13 protein-coding genes are annotated in these 16,886 nt (G+C 70.6%); 9 read left to right on the plus strand and 4 right to left on the minus strand.

The annotated features are described in order from the left end of the window. Nucleotide 1: 1 nt before the first annotated feature. Nucleotides 2-1,279, minus strand: a complete 1,278-nt coding sequence (locus tag B042_RS22905) for an XRE family transcriptional regulator (protein ID WP_155989032.1) — start codon at nt 1,277-1,279, stop codon at nt 2-4. A 373-nt stretch (nt 1,280-1,652) separates the two neighbouring features. On the opposite strand from B042_RS22905, the gene fxlM reads away from it, so the two are divergent. From fxlM to B042_RS0111480, 7 genes are all read left to right on the plus strand, one after another. After that, the gene (gene fxlM / locus B042_RS22910) at nt 1,653-2,930 is read left to right on the plus strand and encodes a methyltransferase, FxLD system (protein ID WP_051415639.1); all 1,278 of its coding nucleotides are present in this window, start codon (nt 1,653-1,655) and stop codon (nt 2,928-2,930) included. 5 nt (nt 2,931-2,935) lie between these two features. After that, nucleotides 2,936-3,136 carry an FxLD family lanthipeptide gene (locus tag B042_RS0111455; RefSeq protein WP_028648408.1) on the plus strand — a complete coding sequence of 67 codons (201 nt, stop codon included), beginning with the start codon at nt 2,936-2,938 and terminating at the stop codon, nt 3,134-3,136. 93 nt (nt 3,137-3,229) lie between these two features. Further along, complete coding sequence (locus tag B042_RS0111460) at nt 3,230-6,277, plus strand: lantibiotic dehydratase (protein WP_028648409.1); 3,048 nt, start codon at nt 3,230-3,232, stop codon at nt 6,275-6,277. Next, on the plus strand, nt 6,274-7,503 hold the full coding sequence (locus B042_RS0111465) for a lanthionine synthetase C family protein (protein ID WP_036554723.1): 1,230 nt from the start codon (nt 6,274-6,276) through the stop codon (nt 7,501-7,503). Before B042_RS0111460 ends, B042_RS0111465 begins: the two co-directional genes overlap by 4 nt. Nucleotides 7,504-7,520: 17 nt before the next feature. Further along, nucleotides 7,521-8,468: a thiopeptide-type bacteriocin biosynthesis protein gene (locus B042_RS0111470; protein WP_231493939.1), complete on the plus strand. Its 948-nt coding sequence runs from the start codon at nt 7,521-7,523 to the stop codon at nt 8,466-8,468. Next, nucleotides 8,465-8,689 (plus strand): lasso peptide biosynthesis B2 protein, encoded by a 225-nt coding sequence (locus B042_RS26515; RefSeq protein ID WP_255342339.1) that lies wholly within the window; start codon nt 8,465-8,467, stop codon nt 8,687-8,689. The genes B042_RS0111470 and B042_RS26515 overlap by 4 nt, the downstream gene beginning before the upstream one ends. Next, nucleotides 8,686-9,261 carry a GNAT family N-acetyltransferase gene (locus B042_RS0111480; protein ID WP_028648412.1) on the plus strand — a complete coding sequence of 192 codons (576 nt, stop codon included), beginning with the start codon at nt 8,686-8,688 and terminating at the stop codon, nt 9,259-9,261. Before B042_RS26515 ends, B042_RS0111480 begins: the two co-directional genes overlap by 4 nt. 23 nt (nt 9,262-9,284) lie before the next feature. On the opposite strand, the gene B042_RS0111485 is transcribed toward B042_RS0111480, so the two are convergent. Together B042_RS0111485 and rlmN are read right to left on the minus strand one after the other, a co-directional pair. Further along, nucleotides 9,285-9,764, minus strand: coding sequence for a membrane protein (locus B042_RS0111485; protein ID WP_028648413.1), 480 nt, complete (start codon nt 9,762-9,764; stop codon nt 9,285-9,287). 26 nt (nt 9,765-9,790) lie between these two features. Beyond that, nucleotides 9,791-10,888, minus strand: a complete 1,098-nt coding sequence (gene rlmN, locus B042_RS0111490) for a 23S rRNA (adenine(2503)-C(2))-methyltransferase RlmN (protein ID WP_028648414.1) — start codon at nt 10,886-10,888, stop codon at nt 9,791-9,793. Between the two features lie 192 nt (nt 10,889-11,080). Here rlmN and B042_RS0111495 point away from each other — a divergent pair, with 192 nt between their 5' ends. Next, on the plus strand, nt 11,081-12,169 hold the full coding sequence (locus tag B042_RS0111495) for a suppressor of fused domain protein (RefSeq protein ID WP_028648415.1): 1,089 nt from the start codon (nt 11,081-11,083) through the stop codon (nt 12,167-12,169). On the opposite strand, the gene B042_RS0111500 is transcribed toward B042_RS0111495, so the two are convergent. Then, a complete protein-coding gene (locus B042_RS0111500) occupies nt 12,166-12,540 on the minus strand; it encodes a BlaI/MecI/CopY family transcriptional regulator (protein WP_028648416.1) in 375 nt (124 codons plus the stop codon). The genes B042_RS0111495 and B042_RS0111500 overlap by 4 nt on opposite strands. Nucleotides 12,541-13,118: 578 nt before the next feature. Here B042_RS0111500 and B042_RS0111505 point away from each other — a divergent pair. Continuing rightward, the gene (locus tag B042_RS0111505) at nt 13,119-16,733 is read left to right on the plus strand and encodes a multifunctional oxoglutarate decarboxylase/oxoglutarate dehydrogenase thiamine pyrophosphate-binding subunit/dihydrolipoyllysine-residue succinyltransferase subunit (RefSeq protein ID WP_036554725.1); all 3,615 of its coding nucleotides are present in this window, start codon (nt 13,119-13,121) and stop codon (nt 16,731-16,733) included. The last annotated feature ends 153 nt before the right edge of the window (nt 16,734-16,886 follow it).

Raw genomic sequence — 16,886 nt, forward strand, 5'->3', positions numbered from 1 at the left:
GTCATCGTGCCGCAACGGGTGCGCGTGCGGCCAGCGGTCCCGGGTGGCGGCAGAACTCGGTCACGTGCGCGTGGATCCGGCGGGCCGCTTCGGCGTCGGTGGTGGCGGTGACGAGACGGGCCAGACGCTGGGCGCGCTGGGTGATGCTGGCGGTGCGGTGCTGGGGCGGGGCGGCGGTGATGACCTGGACCTGTTCCAGGGCGGCGTCGGGCTCGCGTGCGTGGATGTGGGCGCTGGCCAGGTCCAGGCGGGCGGCCAGCAGGTCTCCGAAGGAGCGGTCGAGTGCTGATGCCTCGGTGTAGAGCCGGATCGCCCGGTGGGCGTGTTCGACGCTGCGGTGGCGGTCGCGGGGGGTGGCGAACATGAGCAGGCTGCTGCTGGCGTAGGCGTGGACCTTGGCCTCGGGGAAGCCGAACACCCCGGGGAGGAGGTGCTGGCGGCTGTGCTCGTGGGCGGCGCCGATCGCCGCGAGGGCCTGCCGGTGGTCGCCCTGGGCCGCGCAGGCGCGGGCGCGCAGGGCGTGGAGGCGGGCCAGGTTGCTGTCGGTCACGCGGTGGGTGAGGCCGTCTTCGGCCGCGTGTCGGGCGTCGCGGTAGCGGCCGTCCCAGTAGGCGATGAGGCTGTGCAGGGAGCGCACCCAGGCGCGGAGGCCGGGTTCGTGGACGCTGGTGGCGAGGGCCCACGCGGCGTCGGCGTTGGTGTCGGCGTGGGCGTACTGGCCCAGGTCCAGGCAGACGTGGGCCTGCAGGCCCGCCAGGCGTGCGGCCGCGATGTGCAGCCGCCGGATCTGGTCGGGGTGGGAGGTGGTCTCCACCAGCGCGAAGGTGTCGTCGCGCAGGCTTTTGATCTCGGTGTACAGGTCGGCCAGGGGGTGGGAGACGTAGTGGCGGGCGAGGCGGCCGATGTCGGCTTCGAGCAGGTCCAGGGCGGGCTCGTGCATGGCTTTGGCGAGGACGGCCCGGGTCTGGCGCAGGGTTCGGTGCGCGTCCCGGGCGAGTGTGCGGTCGAGTTCGCCCTCCTCTGAGCGGGGTGCGCCCCGCTCCGTTCGGGTGGGGTTCCTCGGCGCTGCAGGGGGTCGGGGTATGGGGGCGCCCAGGCTGGTGAGGACGGTGTGGACCGTGCTGGCGCGGGTGAGTCCCTGGCCGCTGATGGCGCGGGTGATGGTGCTCTGGGACACCTGGCACATGTTGGCCAGTGCCTCGTGGGTGAGGTCGGGTGCGTGGCGGCTGAGCAGGCGTAGGACCTGTCGGGCGTCGCGGGCGTCGACGGCCTGCACCATCTCCGGAAGCCGCCAGAGGTGTTCGGGGATGCAGGTGCACGGGCGGTGCCGGGTGCGGCGTTCTTTTCCGCAGTTCCCGCAGATCATGGCGGCCTTTCGCAAAAGAGAGCTATTTGCCAGTTTTGTCGTTTTCGTGATCTTTGAGGGGTGCCAGGATCACGGTCGCGTCCTCGCTGTTGAAGTGCGGTGAATCGAACACATCGGATACCCGTGAAGGCGCATATGCGTCATCGCATGGTGCCCTCTTCCGTGGTCGACGATACTTCCCACGACACCGTGTGAGGACCTGCGGTGCGTCAGACGTGAGACGCCCGCTCCTCCGGCTTTTGTACCGGCCGCAGGACCGTACCGACAACGACCCGGGAGCCATTCCATGAAAGACGCCGCGACCGTCGATTCCGCCCAGGCCGCGCATCTGCGCGAAGAACTCGTCGCCCGGCTCGTCGACGACAAAACGATCGTCTCCCCCGGCGTCGAGGAGGCGATGCTCGCGGTACCTCGGGAACGGTTCGCCCCCGGGACACCACTGGAGGAGGTCTACCACCCCTACAACGCGGTCATCACCAAGACGGACGGCAGCGGTGTCCAGTTGAGTTCGGTGTCAGCGCCCCAGATCCAGGCGATGATGCTGGAACAGGCCCGGCTCCGGCCGGGACACCGTGTCCTGGAGATCGGCTCGGGCGGCTACAACGCGGCCCTCATCGCGGAGATCGTCGGCCCCTCCGGTGAGGTCACCACGGTCGACATCGACCCCGAGGTCACCGATCGGACCCGGTCCCTGCTGCCGGAGAACGGCTACGACCGGGTCCGGGTGATCACCGCCGACGCCGAGAGCGGGATTCCCGAACACGGCCCCTACGACCGGATCATCGTCACCGTCGGAACGTGGGACATCCCTCCGGGCTGGGTGGAGAACCTGGCCGAGGAGGGACGCCTCGTCGTTCCACTGCGCATGCGCAACCTCACGCGCTCGATCGGCTTCGCCAAGGCCGAGGACCGCCTGGTCGGCGACTCCGCCCACGTGTGCGGTTTCGTTCCCATGCAGGGGGCCGGGGAGCACAGGGAGACCCTGCTGCTGGTCAACGGAACCGAGGAGATCGGGCTGCGTTTCGACGACGAGACGCCTGCCGACCCACAAAGGCTCGACAACGCGGTGCGCACACCGCGCGCCGAGACGTGGACCGGGGCGACGGCCCTGCTGCAGGAACCGATCGGTGTCCTGCAGTTGTATCTGGCCACCCACCTGCCGGGCTTTTGCACCATGGCTGTGGACCCGGAACTGGACACCGGGCTGGTCGCCCCGAGCAACCGCCGTTCCTCCATGGCAGCTGTCGCGGGCGGCGACTTCGCCTACCTCGCCACCCGCCGCACACCGGACGACACCTCGGTCGAATACGGGGTGCACGCCTTCGGCCCCGGCAGCGAGGCGTTCGCCGAGACCGTGGCCGAGCACGTGCGCGCATGGCACCGCGACCAGCGCGGAGGGCCGGGGCCGCGTATCGAAGTCTTCCCTGCCTCGACGCCCGCCGAGCGGCTGACCGGCGAGGCGGTCATCACCAAGCGGCACTGCCGCATCACGTTCTCCTGGCCTCCGGCGTCCGACCAGGGCCGGGGCCAGGTGTTCCCTCCGACCTCAACACAAGGAGAGTGACCCGCATGATCGGTTCCACCGCCGGCGGCTCGGCGGCCCTGGCCGAACGGCCCGCCGTGTCCGAGGACGACTTCGCGCTGGACGTGCGCGTGGTCGTGGCCACCCACCCCGTCGGCAAGCTGATGTGCAACACCGGCGACGGTTGCGGCAACACGTGCCAGGGGACGGCGTCGGCCTGCAATTCCTACGTCTCCGACCCGGTCTGACCGACCCAGCGCGGCGGGCGGTCGACGCCCTCTTCGCCGACTGCCCGCCGCCCTCTCCCCCTTTTGCCCGTGCCGAGGACGCGAGGTTGCACCATGGCCAAACGATCCCCCCGTGCCTACGAGTGGTCGGGCGGGGCGCTGCTGCGTGCCAGTACGAGCCCCGAAGACCTGGACGTCCCCGAGGACCTGGTGTCGGAACACTCACCCGCGCGCGGGCTGGAGTGGCTGGCGCGACTGTGGGAGCGCCGGGAGGTGCGCGATGCGCTGTCCGCGGCCAACCCGGGGCTGTGCTCCCAGATCACCGGCGCCCTGTCCGGCCGCCGCCTCGACGACCGGAGGGTGCGCAAGACACTGCTGTCGGTGGTGTCGTACCTGGCGCGCTGGGAGCGTCCGACCCCGTTCGGCCTGTTCGCGGGAACCGCGCCGGTCTCCATCGGTGCAGCGGCCCACACGGTCTGGGGCGACGGCCACCGGGTCGCCCTGCGGGCCGACTCCGAATGGCTGTCCGACATCATCGCCCGTCTGCACCGGTGCCCCGCCCTGGTGGAGCGGCTGCACGTGGCCGCCAACAACACCGGGCAGGTGCGCGGAGCACGGTACGTCGTTCCCGGCCAATCGGCCGACGGACACTCCCTGCGCGCGGCCCCGGTCGAAGTGTCGGTACGCCACAGCCCACCCGTGGCACTGGCGCTGGAGATCGCCCGCACCCCGGTGCGCTACGAACGTGTGCGCGAACACCTCACCCTCGGCTTCCCCCACGTGGCCGGGGAGCAGATCACCGCGCTGCTGGAGGGCCTCATCGACCAGCACCTGCTGCTGACCGACCTGTGGGCGCCCATGTCCTGCACTGACGCGCTCGCCCATCTGTGCGACACACTCGCCGCCGTACGGGCCGAGAACATCGACGAGATCGCCGACCTGGTGGCCGACCTCCACACCGTCCGGAGCCGCCTCGCCCACCCGGTGCGGCACACGGCCTGGTCTGAACGGGTTCCGGTCCTGGAGCGGATGCGGGAACTCTCCGACGTGGCACCGGTCCCCGTCATCGCGGACACCGTGCTCGACTGCCGCCTCGCTCTGCCCGAACGGGTGGTGCGCACCGTGGAGGAGGCGGCCGACGTCCTGACCCGCCTCACCCCCGAGCCGTTCGGGTCGGCCCAGTGGCGCGACTACCACGCGCGTTTCCGCGCACGCTACGGCGCGGGAGCGGTGGTGCCCGTGCTGGAACTGGTGGCCGACAGCGGGCTGGGGTGGCCCGCCGGATACCTGGGGGCCTCCCGTGGCCGCCCTCCCCGCATGCTGTCCGAACGCGACCACACCGTCCTGCGTCTGGTGCAGCAGGCCCAGGCCGCCGAAGAGGGGGAGATCGTCCTGACCGATTCCACGGTCACCGCCCTGGGGCCCGGTTCGGGAGAGGAGGTCCTTCCCCCGCCACGGGTGGAGGTGTGCGTCCAGATCCACGCCCCCACACCACGGGCGATCGAGAAGGGGGCGTACACGGTGGCCGTGACCGGGGCGCCGCGCCCGGCAAGCAGCATGGCCGGCCGTTTCGCCCACCTGCTCCCGGAGGAGGACCACGAGGCGCTCGCCCACGGTTTCCGGTCTCCCGAAGCCGGGACGGTCACGGCGCAGTTGACGTTCCCTCCGCGCAAACGGCGCAACGAGAACATCACCCGCACCTCTCGGCTCCTCCCGCACATCGTCCCCTTGGCCGAGCACCACCCGCCCGGCCCGGACGTGATCGGGGTCGACGACATCGCGGTGAGCGCCGACGCCCACCGGTTCCACCTGCTGCGCCTGTCCACCGGGCAGCGTCTCGAACTCCGTGTGCCCCACGCCCTGGAGGCGGGCACCCACACCCCGCCGCTGGCCCGCTTCCTGGCCGAGGTCGCCAACGCGCGCCACGCGGTCTACGGGGGCTTCGACTTCGGCGCCGCCGCGCAGATGCCGTTCCTGCCGCGCGTGCGGTACGGGAACATCGTGCTCTCCCCGGCCCGGTGGCGGCTGGACGCACGCGACCTCCCCCGATTCGATCAGCACCGGCCCGTGTGGGACGAGGGGTTCGACCGCTGGCGCGCGCGGTGGCACGTCCCGGACCGGGCGGCACTGGTCGAACACGACCGGCACCTTCCCCTGGACCTGTCCCACCCAGTGCACCGCCACCTGCTCCGCCAACGGCTGGCCGCCCACGGCCAGGTGGAACTGCGCGAGACCGCCACCCGTGAGCAGGTGGCATGGCTGGGCCGCTCCCACGAACTCCTCTTCCCGCTGCGTGCCAGCGGGTCCGGCTCTGTGCACCGCACCGGTCCGGTGCGCCCGGTCTGCGTCGACGCGGCGCACCTGCCCGGAAGTTCCGTCACCAGGGCCCACCTGTACGCCCACCCCGACCGCTTCGACGAGATCCTCACCGGCCACCTGCCCGCGTTGACCTCGCTCCTTCCGGATTCGGCGCTGTGGTGGTTCCGGCGACACCGCGACCTGTCCCGGCCGGACGCCGACCGGTACCTGGAGCTGTACCTGCGCCTCGGTCCAGAACACTCCGGGGGATCCGCCGTCGAGCAGGTGCACGCCTGGGCACGGGACCTGCGGCACCAGCGCCTGCTGGCGCACCTGGAACTGGCCGCCTACGAACCGCAGACCGGGCGTTTCGGCCACGGGGAGGCGATGGAGGCGGCCGAGGCCGTGTTCGCGGCCGACTCTGCCGCGGCCCTGGCCCAGATCCGCGCCGCCCAAGGGCAGGGGGTCGATCCGCTGGCCCTGACCGCGGCCAGCATCGTCGATCTCGCCACCGGCTTCACCGACACCCCCGAGACGGGACTGGTGTGGCTGACCCAGGACCTGGCCCATACCCCCGGCCCGGTCGACCGCGCCGTCCGCAGCCGAGCCCTGGACCTGGCCTCCCCTGCCGGGGAGTCGCTGCTGCGGCTCGACGGGGTGGCGGAGGCCTGGGCCGAGCGGGCCTCAGCACTGTCCGGCTACCGCAAACGCCTGGCCGCCGAGCGCGACCCCCACAGCGTCCTGCGTTCCCTGGTGCACCTGCACCACGTGCGCGCACTGGAGATCGGTCCCGACAGCGAAGCGGCCACGATCCGCACAGCGCGGGCGATCGCCCTGTTCCACACCGAGTGGAGGTCCCCATGAAGGTGCCCGTACCGAGTCCGGCCGCTCCCGCGGCCGAGGCCGCCGAACGTATCGCCGCGCGTCTGGACGTGCCGCGCCCTGCGACGGATCCGTGGATGGACCAGTCCCTAGCCCAAGGCGCGGCGGGAACGGCCCTGCTGCACATCGAACGCGCCCACACCGGACGGGGCACGTGGCAGCACGCCCACCGGTGGGTCACCGCCGTCGCCGCCACACAGATCAGTGCCGCCGACACCACCGGGCTGTTCCTGGGAGCACCGGCCGTCGCGTTCGTGCTGCGCGCGGCCTCCGGTTCCGACCGCTACGCCGAGGCCCTAGCCGCTCTCGACGAGCACGTGGCCGAACTGGCGCACCGCCGCTCCCGGGCCGCGATGGCGCGCATCGGCCGGGGCGAACTGTCCACGTTCGGTGAATACGACGTGTTCTACGGGCTCACCGGCATCGGGGCGTACCTGCTGCGCAGCGCCCCGGAGGGAAACGCTCTGGAGAGTGTGCTGCGCTACCTGGTCGCGCTCACCCGTCCCATGCCCGGCGAGTTTGAGGGGCGGCCGGGCTGGTGGGTCTCCCACGACCCGCACCGGGGCTCCTCGGCCCATTTCGCGCAGGGGCACGGCAATCTCGGGGTCGCCCACGGCATCACCGGACCGCTGCTGCTGCTCAGCCAGGCCCAACGGCGCGGCGTCACCGTCGACGGGCAGGCCGAGGCCATCGAGACCGTCTGCGGCCACCTGGAGCGGTGGTGCCAGCCCGGGGAACGGGGCCCCTGGTGGCCCGAGCACCTGACCGTCCACGACCTGGGGGAAGGCGTTCCACGGCAGCCGGGTCCGGCGCGGCCCTCCTGGTGCTACGGCACCCCCGGGATCGCCCGCGCCGGACAGCTCGCGGCTGCGGCCCTCGGCGATCGGGACCGGCAGGCGTTCTTCGAGAACGCCTTGGACCTGTGCCTGTCCGACCCGGAGCAGATGAGCCGTGTCACCGACGCCGGCCTGTGCCACGGGTGGGCGGGGGTGTACCAGACCGTGTGGCGGACCGCCCGCGACGCCGCCACCCCCGGTCTGGACCGTCACCTGGCGGGCTTGGCCGACCGTCTGGTCGAGCACGTCGACCGGCGCCCGGGTACGGACGACTTCCTGGAAGGGGACGCGGGGGCCGCGCTGGCGCTGATGACCGCGGAGCGCGGTACGGATCCGGAATCGGGGTGGGACTCGTGTCTGCTGATCGACTGACAGCCCCGGCAGGGAAGGTGTCCCGTAGCGGTGAGGCCGTTCTGGCGGTGCTGCGGGGAACGCCCGTGGCGGAGGCCGCCGCCGCGTCCGGTGCCGACCCGGTCGCGGTGGCGGCCGACGTCGCGCTGTTCTGCCGGGCCGGGCACCAGGCGTTGGAGGCGCGCGATCCGTGGTGGCAGCTCTACCTGGAGTTCGCCGACTGGCACCGGGCCGACGGGGTCGCGGCCGAGCGCCTGGTGCCGACCCTGCGGTTGCTGGAGTCCGAGGCGGGCCTGTCGTGGTGGTACATCCGCAAGCACCCCTGTTGGCGGCTCCGGTTGCGCACCCCCGACCGAGAGGAACGGATGAGGGTGCGGATCGAGACCGTGCTGAACACTCTTGTCCGGGCCGGGCACCTGCGACGGTGGTGGACGGGGGTCTACGAACCGGAGAGCATCGTCTTCGGCGGACCCGAGGGCATGGAGGCCGCGCACGAGCTCTTCCACGCCGACAGCCGCGCTGTGCTCACCGTGCAGGAACAGGACCATCCAGGGCTGGGACGCCGTGAGCTGTCCGTGCTGCTGTGCTCGGCACTGATCCGCGGCGCGGGGCTGGAGTGGTACGAGCAGGGCGAGGTGTGGCACCGCGTGGCCCAGGAGCGGCCCCTGCCCGAGGACATCGCCGAGGAACGCATCCGGGCCATGGCCGGGGATGTACACGCACTCCTGCAGGCCGATGTCAGTAGCGGCGGTCCCCTGTTCGCAGCAGGCGGAGCGGCTGCGGTGGCCGCGTCGTGGGCCGAAGCCTTCCACACCACCGGCCGCGTCCTCGGCAAGGCCGCTCGGGACGGAAGCCTCCAACGGGGACTGCGCCAGGTACTCGCCTACCACGTGATCTTCCACTGGAACCGGCTCGGGCTCAGGCCGCGAGCACAAAGCGCCCTGGCCTGGGCCGCACGTACCGCCGTCCTGGACCGGACACACTGACGCGCGGCCCGCTCCCCTGGCACTCCTGCCTGGAAGAATCCGTTGCCGGCACCATCGCCCTCGCGCTGACCGGCCACAGCGTGCGCTGGTGCCACGGCGTCATGGCCGACCCCATCCTGTTGCACGCATGGATCGAGGTGGACGGGGACGCCGTCGCCGAGCCGGACAGTACCCGCAAGTGTGCCGTACTGCTGGCACTACCCGCGAAGGAGAACACGTGAGCGATCCCCTGATCTGGCTACGCGGTGAGAAAGCCGGTATCGGCCCGCTCCGCGCAGACCTCGTCGAGGAGTACTGGCGGTGGGAACAGACCATCCCCACCATCGTCGGCTACAACCGGCGCACCCCTCAGCCCATCGAGACCACCCGACTGATCCTCATCGAAGGCTATGACCGGGCCTCGGACCGAGAGATCCGGTTCACGGTCTACGACCTGGCAGGCTCAGAACCCGTGCCCGTCGGCATCGCCCAGGTGATGACCGATCAGCCGCGCGGCAACGGCGAGTACATCGCCGCCATGGGGGAATCCCGGGGCAAGGGCGTAGGCACCGAGGCGACGAAGCTCGTGCTGGACTACGCCTTCCACGTCGCGAACATGGCGTGCGTCTGGCTGACCGTGCTCGAACCCAACACCGGAGCGATCCGGGCTTACGAGAAGGCGGGTTTCAAACGGCAGGGCATTCGGCGCAATTCGAACGTGTGGCTCGGCCAGCGGGTCAACGAGGTGCTGATGGACGCGCTTCCCGAGGAGTTCGAAGGGCCTTCTCGGGTCAAGGAGTTGTTCCAAGGCTGATCCCCTCCGTCTGAGGGGGCCGCTCAGCCCGGCAGGAGGTCCATCGCCCAGCCGGGGGCCAGCACCAGGAGGAGGAAGCGGGCGGTGCGGGTGACCATGGTGATCGCCGAGAACACCACGACGTTCATCCGCACCGTCCCCGCCAGCACGCAGACCGCCATGAAGGGCGGCACGCTGGCGAACGAGCTGAGCGCGACCAGCCCGGCGCCCCACAGCGGCCGCGCCTCCGCCGACCGGCGCCAGCGGGCCACCCGCTCCGACCAGCGGCCGGGGTCGTTCTTCCTGCGGTGCATCCACCGCAGGGAGAGCGTGCCCCGGCCCGCGTAGTAGTAGGGCAGTTTGCCCAGGGTCTGGCCCGCCCCCGCCGCGACCGCCATGGCGGTGCCGAGCAGGGGGCCGCTGTCCACGGCGACGGCCGCGCCCACGAGGTAGACCTCGATGTTGAGCACCGGGACCAGCCCGGAGAGGAGGGCGACGGCGAAGGCCAGCGCGGTCTCGACCATGGTCTCGGCCTCCGTCGCTCAGCCGGTCAGTTCTCCGCCGCCGCGAGCTGGCCGCACGCGCCGTCGATCTCCTGGCCGCGGGTGTCGCGGACGGTGACCGAGACGCCGTGCGACTCCAGGCGCCGGACGAACTCGCGTTCGTCCTCGGGCCGCGACGCCGTCCACTTGGACCCCGGGGTGGGGTTGAGCGGGATGAGGTTGACGTGGACCAGGTGGCCCTTGAGAAGCCTACCGAGCAGGTCGGCCCGCCAGGCCTGGTCGTTGATGTCCTTGATGAGCGCGTACTCGATGGAGACGCGGCGTCCGGTCGTGCCGGCGTAGCGCCAGGCGGCGTCCAGCACCTCCTGGACCTTCCAGCGCGTGTTGATCGGCACCAGCTCGTCGCGCAGCTCGTCGTCGGGGGCGTGCAGGGAGATCGCCAGGCGCACCTGCATCCGCTCGGCGATGAGCTTGTCGATGGCGGGGACCAGGCCGACCGTGGACACGGTCACACCGCGTTGGGAGATGCCCAGGCCGCGGGGTACGGGGTCGGTGATGTGGCGCACTGTCTGGAGCACCCGCTTGTAGTTGGCCATGGGTTCGCCCATGCCCATGAACACGATGTTGCTGATCCGCCCGGGCCCTCCGGCGACCTCTCCGCGCGCCAGGTCGCGGGCGCTGGCCACGACCTGGTCGACGATCTCGCCGGTGGAGAGGTTGCGGGTCAGCCCGGCCTGGCCGGTGGCGCAGAAGGGGCAGTTCATGCCGCACCCGGCCTGGGAGGAGATGCACAGGGTGACGCGATCGGGATAGCGCATGAGCACCGACTCGAACAGCACCCCGTCGAAGGCCTTCCACAGGGTCTTGCGGGTCATCCCGTTGTCGCAGGTGATGTGGCGGACGGGTGTGAGCAGGGTCGGCAGCAGGGCCTCGCCCAGGCGCTCCCTGGAGGACTCGGGCAGGTCGGTCATCGCCGAGGTGTCCGACTCCAGGTGGCCGAAGTAGTGCTGGGCCAACTGCTTGGCGCGGAAGGGCTTCTCCCCCAGCCCCGTGACGACCTCGGCCCGTTCGTCCGGGGTGAGGTCGGCGAGGTGCCGCGGCGGCTGGGCGCGGCGGGGGGCGACGAAGGTGAGCTCGGCGGGCATAGGTATCCGTAAGAGACGGTGTCGGTGGTCTGGGCCCGGCGGCGCGGCCGGGTCGTTATACGACCTATACGCGGCTGCGGTGCGGCTCCGCCTGCGAGGGCACTACGGTCGATTCTACGCACTGTCCGGCACGGGCCGGGCGGGTTCGCCCGCGACGCGGACGACAACACGGATCGGCACGTGGGAGGGCCGGTGTCAGGGATCAACGTCCTTCTCGACGAGATCAGCCCCTATCAGAGCCGCCGTGTCGTCGTCGAGTGCGATTCCCGCACCACGGCCGCCTACCTCCTGGACGCGCGCGGGCGCATCCGGGTGCCGGTCTGGCTGGCCAACCACGAGCCCGCCCCCGCCTCAGACGAGGAGGGCGGGTCGTTCGAGGGCCGGGCACCGCTGATGCCGGAGGCCTACACCAAGCACCCGCAGGGCCTGCCCCGCTTCGACCCCTCGGCGCTGCGCGCCGTCTGGTTCGAGGAGGGCGACGGCGTGGCCCTGGTAGACGAGCAAGGGCTGCTGGCGGTCATCCCGGGGTGGGCGGAGGCCGACAGCGGACTGCCCGGCTACGCGCGCGAGGCGGTCGGGCGCAGCGCCTACGCCTGGGAACTGGACTCGGTCCGGGGGCACCTGTGGCCGCGTGTGGTGCACGCCGAGGCGTACTGGGACTGGCGCCGGGCCGCGGGAGCCTGGCGCGGTGTCCAGCGCACGGTGCTGGGCCACCTGAACCGCCGTGTGGGCGAGCCCGGCCACTACTGGGACGTCTCCGACGGGCACCCGCCCCTGCTGCGGCTGTCGGAACGGCCGCCGACTGCGGAGCGGCCGTTCACGGTGCTGTCCACGGTGGGGATGTGCGGGCAGCGGATGCCCACGCTGGACCGGTACATGGCCGACACCTCGCGGCATGCGCGGGTGGAGCTGGCCCTGGCCACCACGATGCCCGCGCACCGGGCGGCGCGGATCTTCCGGTGGATCGGTGCGTTTCCCTGGCGCGCGGTGACCTGGTTCGGGACCGGCCACACCGTGAAGTGGCTGGACAACCCCGAGGACCGGGCGATGCGCGGCGAGGCGGGCGCGGTGCTCCTGTTGGAGGATCCCGTGCCGCTGGCCGCCGCGGGGACCGGGCAGGCCCCGCCCGACCTGTCGGGCCTGACCTTCCAGGGCGACCCGGTGCGGTGGCTGTGGATCGTACCGATCACCCGCCCGGAGCACCTGTTCGCCAAGGAGCACGACAGCGCGGCCCTGGTGGAGAAGCTCTCCGCGGAGGGTCGGGGCTGGGTCCTGGGCTAGCTGGCGATGCCCCGCCGGTCGCGGGCCTGGGCAAGCAGATGGTGGAAACGGGCCATGTCCTCGTCGCTGAAGCGCTCAACGAAGCTGACCAGGGTGGCCCCGGGGTCGGGGCCGGCGTTGAGGACCTCGTCCATGACCCGGGCGGTGTACTCGGCGTGCGTCTCACGCGGCCAGTAGACCCAGGCGCGCCCGGACTTCTCGCGGTCGAGCAGGCCCTTGTGGAAGAGGATGTTGGCGACCGTCATGACGGTGGTGTAGGCGACCTCGCGGTCGTAGACCATGCTCTCGCGGACGCGGCGCACCGACAGAGGCTCCTCGGACCGCCACAGCGCGTCCATGATGGCCGCTTCGAGTTCTCCGAGCCCCCTCACCGCGCCCGCCTCCCTGCCGTACGGCTTCTCACGTCCCCGATTTCCGTACGGAGATCGTAGAGGGACTGGAGGTGTTCGTGGGGCGGAACGCCGGAAAGCACGCGGATACGCACACCAGGAAGCGGAAGACCGGCGTTTCACGGTCGCGCACCGCCGTCTCCGGCTGGAAAAGGGGCACTCGGAGCCCCGGTTCCGATCCCCGTCACCGGACCCTGTCCAGAGGGGGCGCGGGTGTGACACACCACATTCCCGACGGTTGGCAGTGGCTTGCCCGTTCACACTCCAAAAACACCACAAAAATGTACATTTACGACAATTCAAGGACCCTGAGTACAGACTCCGCTACGAAGAGGCAATGAACATGTGAAAGATTGTTACCTACCTCCTGGTTTCAACACCACTCAAGGTCGCCGCCGGGAAGCGGGTACAAGTAGCCTGGTACGAGGACGAGTGCTGGCCGGACCCAGGTCCTCCCGCTACGGCGGGGAACGTTCCATGTCTTCATTGAGCCGGGTCCACCAGCAGCCACCCGTCCGTACACATTCACTAGCGAGCTGCGGAAGTGGGCGATCTCCGCCGTGTCGTCTGAGGCGTCTCAACCCCTGACAGATTTCGGCCCCAACGAGTGGTTGGTCGAGGAGCTTTATCAGAAGTACCTGACCGACCCCGACTCCGTTGACAAGGCCTGGTGGAACTTCTTCGCGGACTACAAGCCCGCGGATACCGGTGCGCAGGGCGGAGGGGCAGCCAAGGCCGCGAAGGCGAAGAAGAGCAAGGCCCCCGCGGCTCCGGCACCGAAGAAGACCGCCAAGACCACCGAACCCGAGAGCGACGAAGTCAAGCGGGAGCGGCTGCGCGGTGCTCCCGCTCGGACCGCGACCAACATGGAGTCGAGCCTGGCACTGCCGACCGCCACCAGTGTGCGCGCGGTCCCGGTCAAGCTCCTGTTCGACAACCGCATCGTCATCAACAACCATCTCCGGCGCGCACGCGGCGGGAAGGTCTCCTTCACGCACCTCATCGGCTTCGCCATGGTCAGGGCGCTGGAGTCGATGCCGGAGATGAACCACTCCTACGTCGAGGTCGACGGCAAGCCCGGTGTGGCCAAGCCCGACCACGTCAACTTCGGCCTGGCCATCGACCTCCAGAAGTCCGACGGCTCCCGCCAGCTCGTCGTCCCCTCCATCAAGGGCGCCGACGAGATGGACTTCGCGGAGTTCTGGAGCGGCTACGAGGACCTGGTCCGCAAGGCCCGCAACAACAAGCTGGGCGTGCCCGACTTCCAGGGCACCACCATCAGCCTCACCAACCCGGGCGGCATCGGCACCGTGCACTCGGTGCCGCGCCTGATGCCCGGGCAGGGCACCATCCTCGGCGTGGGCGCGATGGAGTACCCCGCCGAGTTCCAGGGCGCCTCCCAGGACACCCTGAGCGAGCTGGGCATCAGCAAGGTCATGACGCTGACGTCCACCTACGACCACCGGATCATCCAGGGCGCGCAGTCCGGCGAGTTCCTGCGCCGGATCCACCAGCTCCTGCTGGGCGAGGAGGGTTTCTACGACGAGATCTTCCGCTCCCTGCACATCCCCTACGAGCCGGTCCGCTGGGTGCAGGACATCCACGTCAACACGGCCACCCAGCTCGACAAGGCCACCCGGGTCCAGGAGCTGATCCACGCCTACCGCGTGCGCGGCCACCTCATGGCCGACACCAACCCGCTCGACCACGAGCAGCGGCGCCACCCCGACCTGGACGTCCTCCAGCACGGGCTCACCCTGTGGGACCTGGACCGCTCCTTCCCCACCGGGGGCTTCGGCGGCAAGCAGGTCATGAAGCTCCGCGACATGCTGGGCGTGCTGCGCGACACCTACTGCCGCACGGTGGGTATCGAGTACATGCACATCCAGAGCCCGGAGGAGCGGGAGTGGATCCAGTCGCACGTCGAGCGCGAGCACGAGAAGCTCGACCGCGACGAGCAACTGCACATCCTGCACCGGCTCAACAGCGCCGAGGCGTTCGAGACCTTCCTCCAGACCAAGTACGTGGGCCAGAAGCGCTTCTCCCTCGAAGGTGGGGAGTCGCTGATCCCCCTGCTGGACGGGGTGATCGCCCGTGCGGCCCGCGCCGAGCTGGACGAGGCCGTCATCGGCATGGCCCACCGCGGCCGCCTCAACGTGCTCGCCAACATCTGCGGCAAGTCCTACGGGCAGATCTTCGGCGAGTTCGAGGGCAACCTCGACCCGCGCAGCGCGCACGGCTCCGGCGACGTGAAGTACCACCTGGGCACCGAGGGCGTCTTCGAGACCAAGGACGGCGAGCGCATCGCCATCTCCCTGGCCGCCAACCCCTCCCACCTGGAGACGGTCGACCCGGTCGCCGAGGGCATCGTCCGCGCCAAGCAGGACCTGCTGAACAAGGGTCCGCACGGCTTCACGGTGCTGCCCATCCTCATCCACGGCGACGCGGCGTTCGCCGGACAGGGCGTGGTCGCCGAGACCCTGAACCTGTCGCAGTTGCGCGGCTACCGCACCGGCGGCACGGTGCACGTCATCGTGAACAACCAGGTGGGCTTCACCACCTCGCCGTCCGACAGCCGCTCCAGCGTGTACGCCACGGACGTGGCGCGCATGGTGCAGGCACCGATCTTCCACGTCAACGGGGACGACCCCGAGGCCGTGGTCCGGGTCGCGCACCTGGCCTTCGCCTACCGGCAGGCGTTCAACAAGGACGTCGTCATCGACCTGGTCTGCTACCGGCGCCGCGGCCACAACGAGGGTGACAACCCCGCGTTCACGCAGCCGCTGATGTACGACGTCATCGACTCCAAGCGCTCCACCCGCAAGCTGTACACCGAGGCCCTGATCGGCCGCGGCGACATCACGGTGGAGGAGGCCGAGTCGGCACTGCGCGACTTCCAGAGCGAACTGGAGCGCGCCTTCAGCGAGACCCGCGAGGTCGAGAAGCGGCCGGTCGAACCCGGTGCCGTGGTCAAGCCCGAGGTGTTCACCGAGGGCCGCTTGGACCACTCCGCGGTCGAGACCGCGATCAGCGCCGAGACGGTGAAGCGGGTCATCGACACGCAGGTCAACCTGCCCGAGGACTTCACCGCGCACCCCAGGCTGGCACCGCAGCTCCAGCGGCGCGCCCAGGCCGTGGAGAGCGACACGGTCGACTGGGCGACCGGTGAGCTGCTGGCCTTCGGGTCGCTGCTGCTGGACGACCACCCGGTCCGCCTGGTCGGCCAGGACAGCCGGCGCGGCACTTTCGGGCAGCGCCACGCCACGCTGATGGACCGCGAGACCGGCGCGTCGTACACGCCGCTCAAGCGGTTCGACTCGGGCACCACCCGGTTCCACGTGCACGACTCCCTGCTGAGCGAGTACGCGGCCCTGGGCTTCGAGTACGGGTACTCGCTGACCCGACCCGAGGCGCTGGTCATGTGGGAGGCCCAGTTCGGCGACTTCGTCAACGGCGCCCAGAGCGTCATCGACGAGTACATCAGCGCGGGCGAGCAGAAGTGGGGCCAGCGCTCCAGCGTGACCATGCTGCTGCCGCACGGCTACGAGGGCCAGGGGCCGGACCACTCCTCGGCCCGTATCGAGCGGTTCCTTCAACTGTGCGCGCAGGAGAACATGACCGTGGCGATGCCGACCACCCCGGCGAGCTACTTCCACCTGCTGCGCTGGCAGGCGAAGTCGCCGCTAGAGCGCCCCCTGGTGGTGTTCACACCCAAGTCGCTGCTGCGGCTGAAGGCCGCGGTCTCGGCGGCCGAGGACTTCACCACGGGCCACTTCCGTCCGCTGATCACCGACGATTCCATCGCTCCGGAGAAGGTCCGCCGGGTGGTGCTGTGCTCGGGCAAGATCTACTACGACCTGGACGCGGCACGCCGCAAGAGCGGGGACAAGCACACCGCGATCATCCGCACGGAGCGGCTCTACCCGCTGCCGATCGAGGAGATCCGCGAGCAGCTCAAGGCCTACCCGAAGGCGGGCGAGGTCCTGTGGGTCCAGGAGGAGCCCGCGAACATGGGCCCGTGGCCGTTCGTGGCGCTGGTCTTCTCCGAGCAGCTCGACCGTCCGTTCACCCGGATCTCGCGTCCGGCGTCCTCGGCACCGGCCGCCGGTTCGGCCAAGCGGCACGAGGCGGAGCAGCGCGCCCTCGTGGACACGGTGTTCCCGCCCGCGGACTAGCGGTGGTGGGGCCGGTGCTCCGTCGCGGGGCACCGGCCGACCCGTGAGGCCGCAGAAGGCGCGAGGGGCGCACCGGTCTCTGCAGGAGGAGCCACCGCCGAAGCGAGGAACGAGCAAGAAGGTAGCGACGACGAAGAGGCCGGTTCTCCGCGC

It is taken from the genome of Nocardiopsis sp. CNT312, assembly GCF_000515115.1.
Classification (GTDB): Bacteria; Actinomycetota; Actinomycetes; order Streptosporangiales; family Streptosporangiaceae; genus Nocardiopsis.

Bases quoted from the DNA above. Each gene is read 5' to 3' on its own strand.
- B042_RS22905 (WP_155989032.1), bottom strand. From the start codon at position 1,279: ATGGTGCAGGCCGTCGACGCCCGCGACGCCCGACAGGTCCTACGCCTG.
- B042_RS0111485 (WP_028648413.1), bottom strand. From the start codon at position 9,764: ATGGTCGAGACCGCGCTGGCCTTCGCCGTCGCCCTCCTCTCCGGGCTG.
- B042_RS0111465 (WP_036554723.1), top strand. From the start codon at position 6,274: ATGAAGGTGCCCGTACCGAGTCCGGCCGCTCCCGCGGCCGAGGCCGCC.
- rlmN (WP_028648414.1), bottom strand. From the start codon at position 10,888: ATGCCCGCCGAGCTCACCTTCGTCGCCCCCCGCCGCGCCCAGCCGCCG.
- B042_RS0111460 (WP_028648409.1), top strand. From the start codon at position 3,230: ATGGCCAAACGATCCCCCCGTGCCTACGAGTGGTCGGGCGGGGCGCTG.
- B042_RS0111455 (WP_028648408.1), top strand. From the start codon at position 2,936: ATGATCGGTTCCACCGCCGGCGGCTCGGCGGCCCTGGCCGAACGGCCC.
- fxlM (WP_051415639.1), top strand. From the start codon at position 1,653: ATGAAAGACGCCGCGACCGTCGATTCCGCCCAGGCCGCGCATCTGCGC.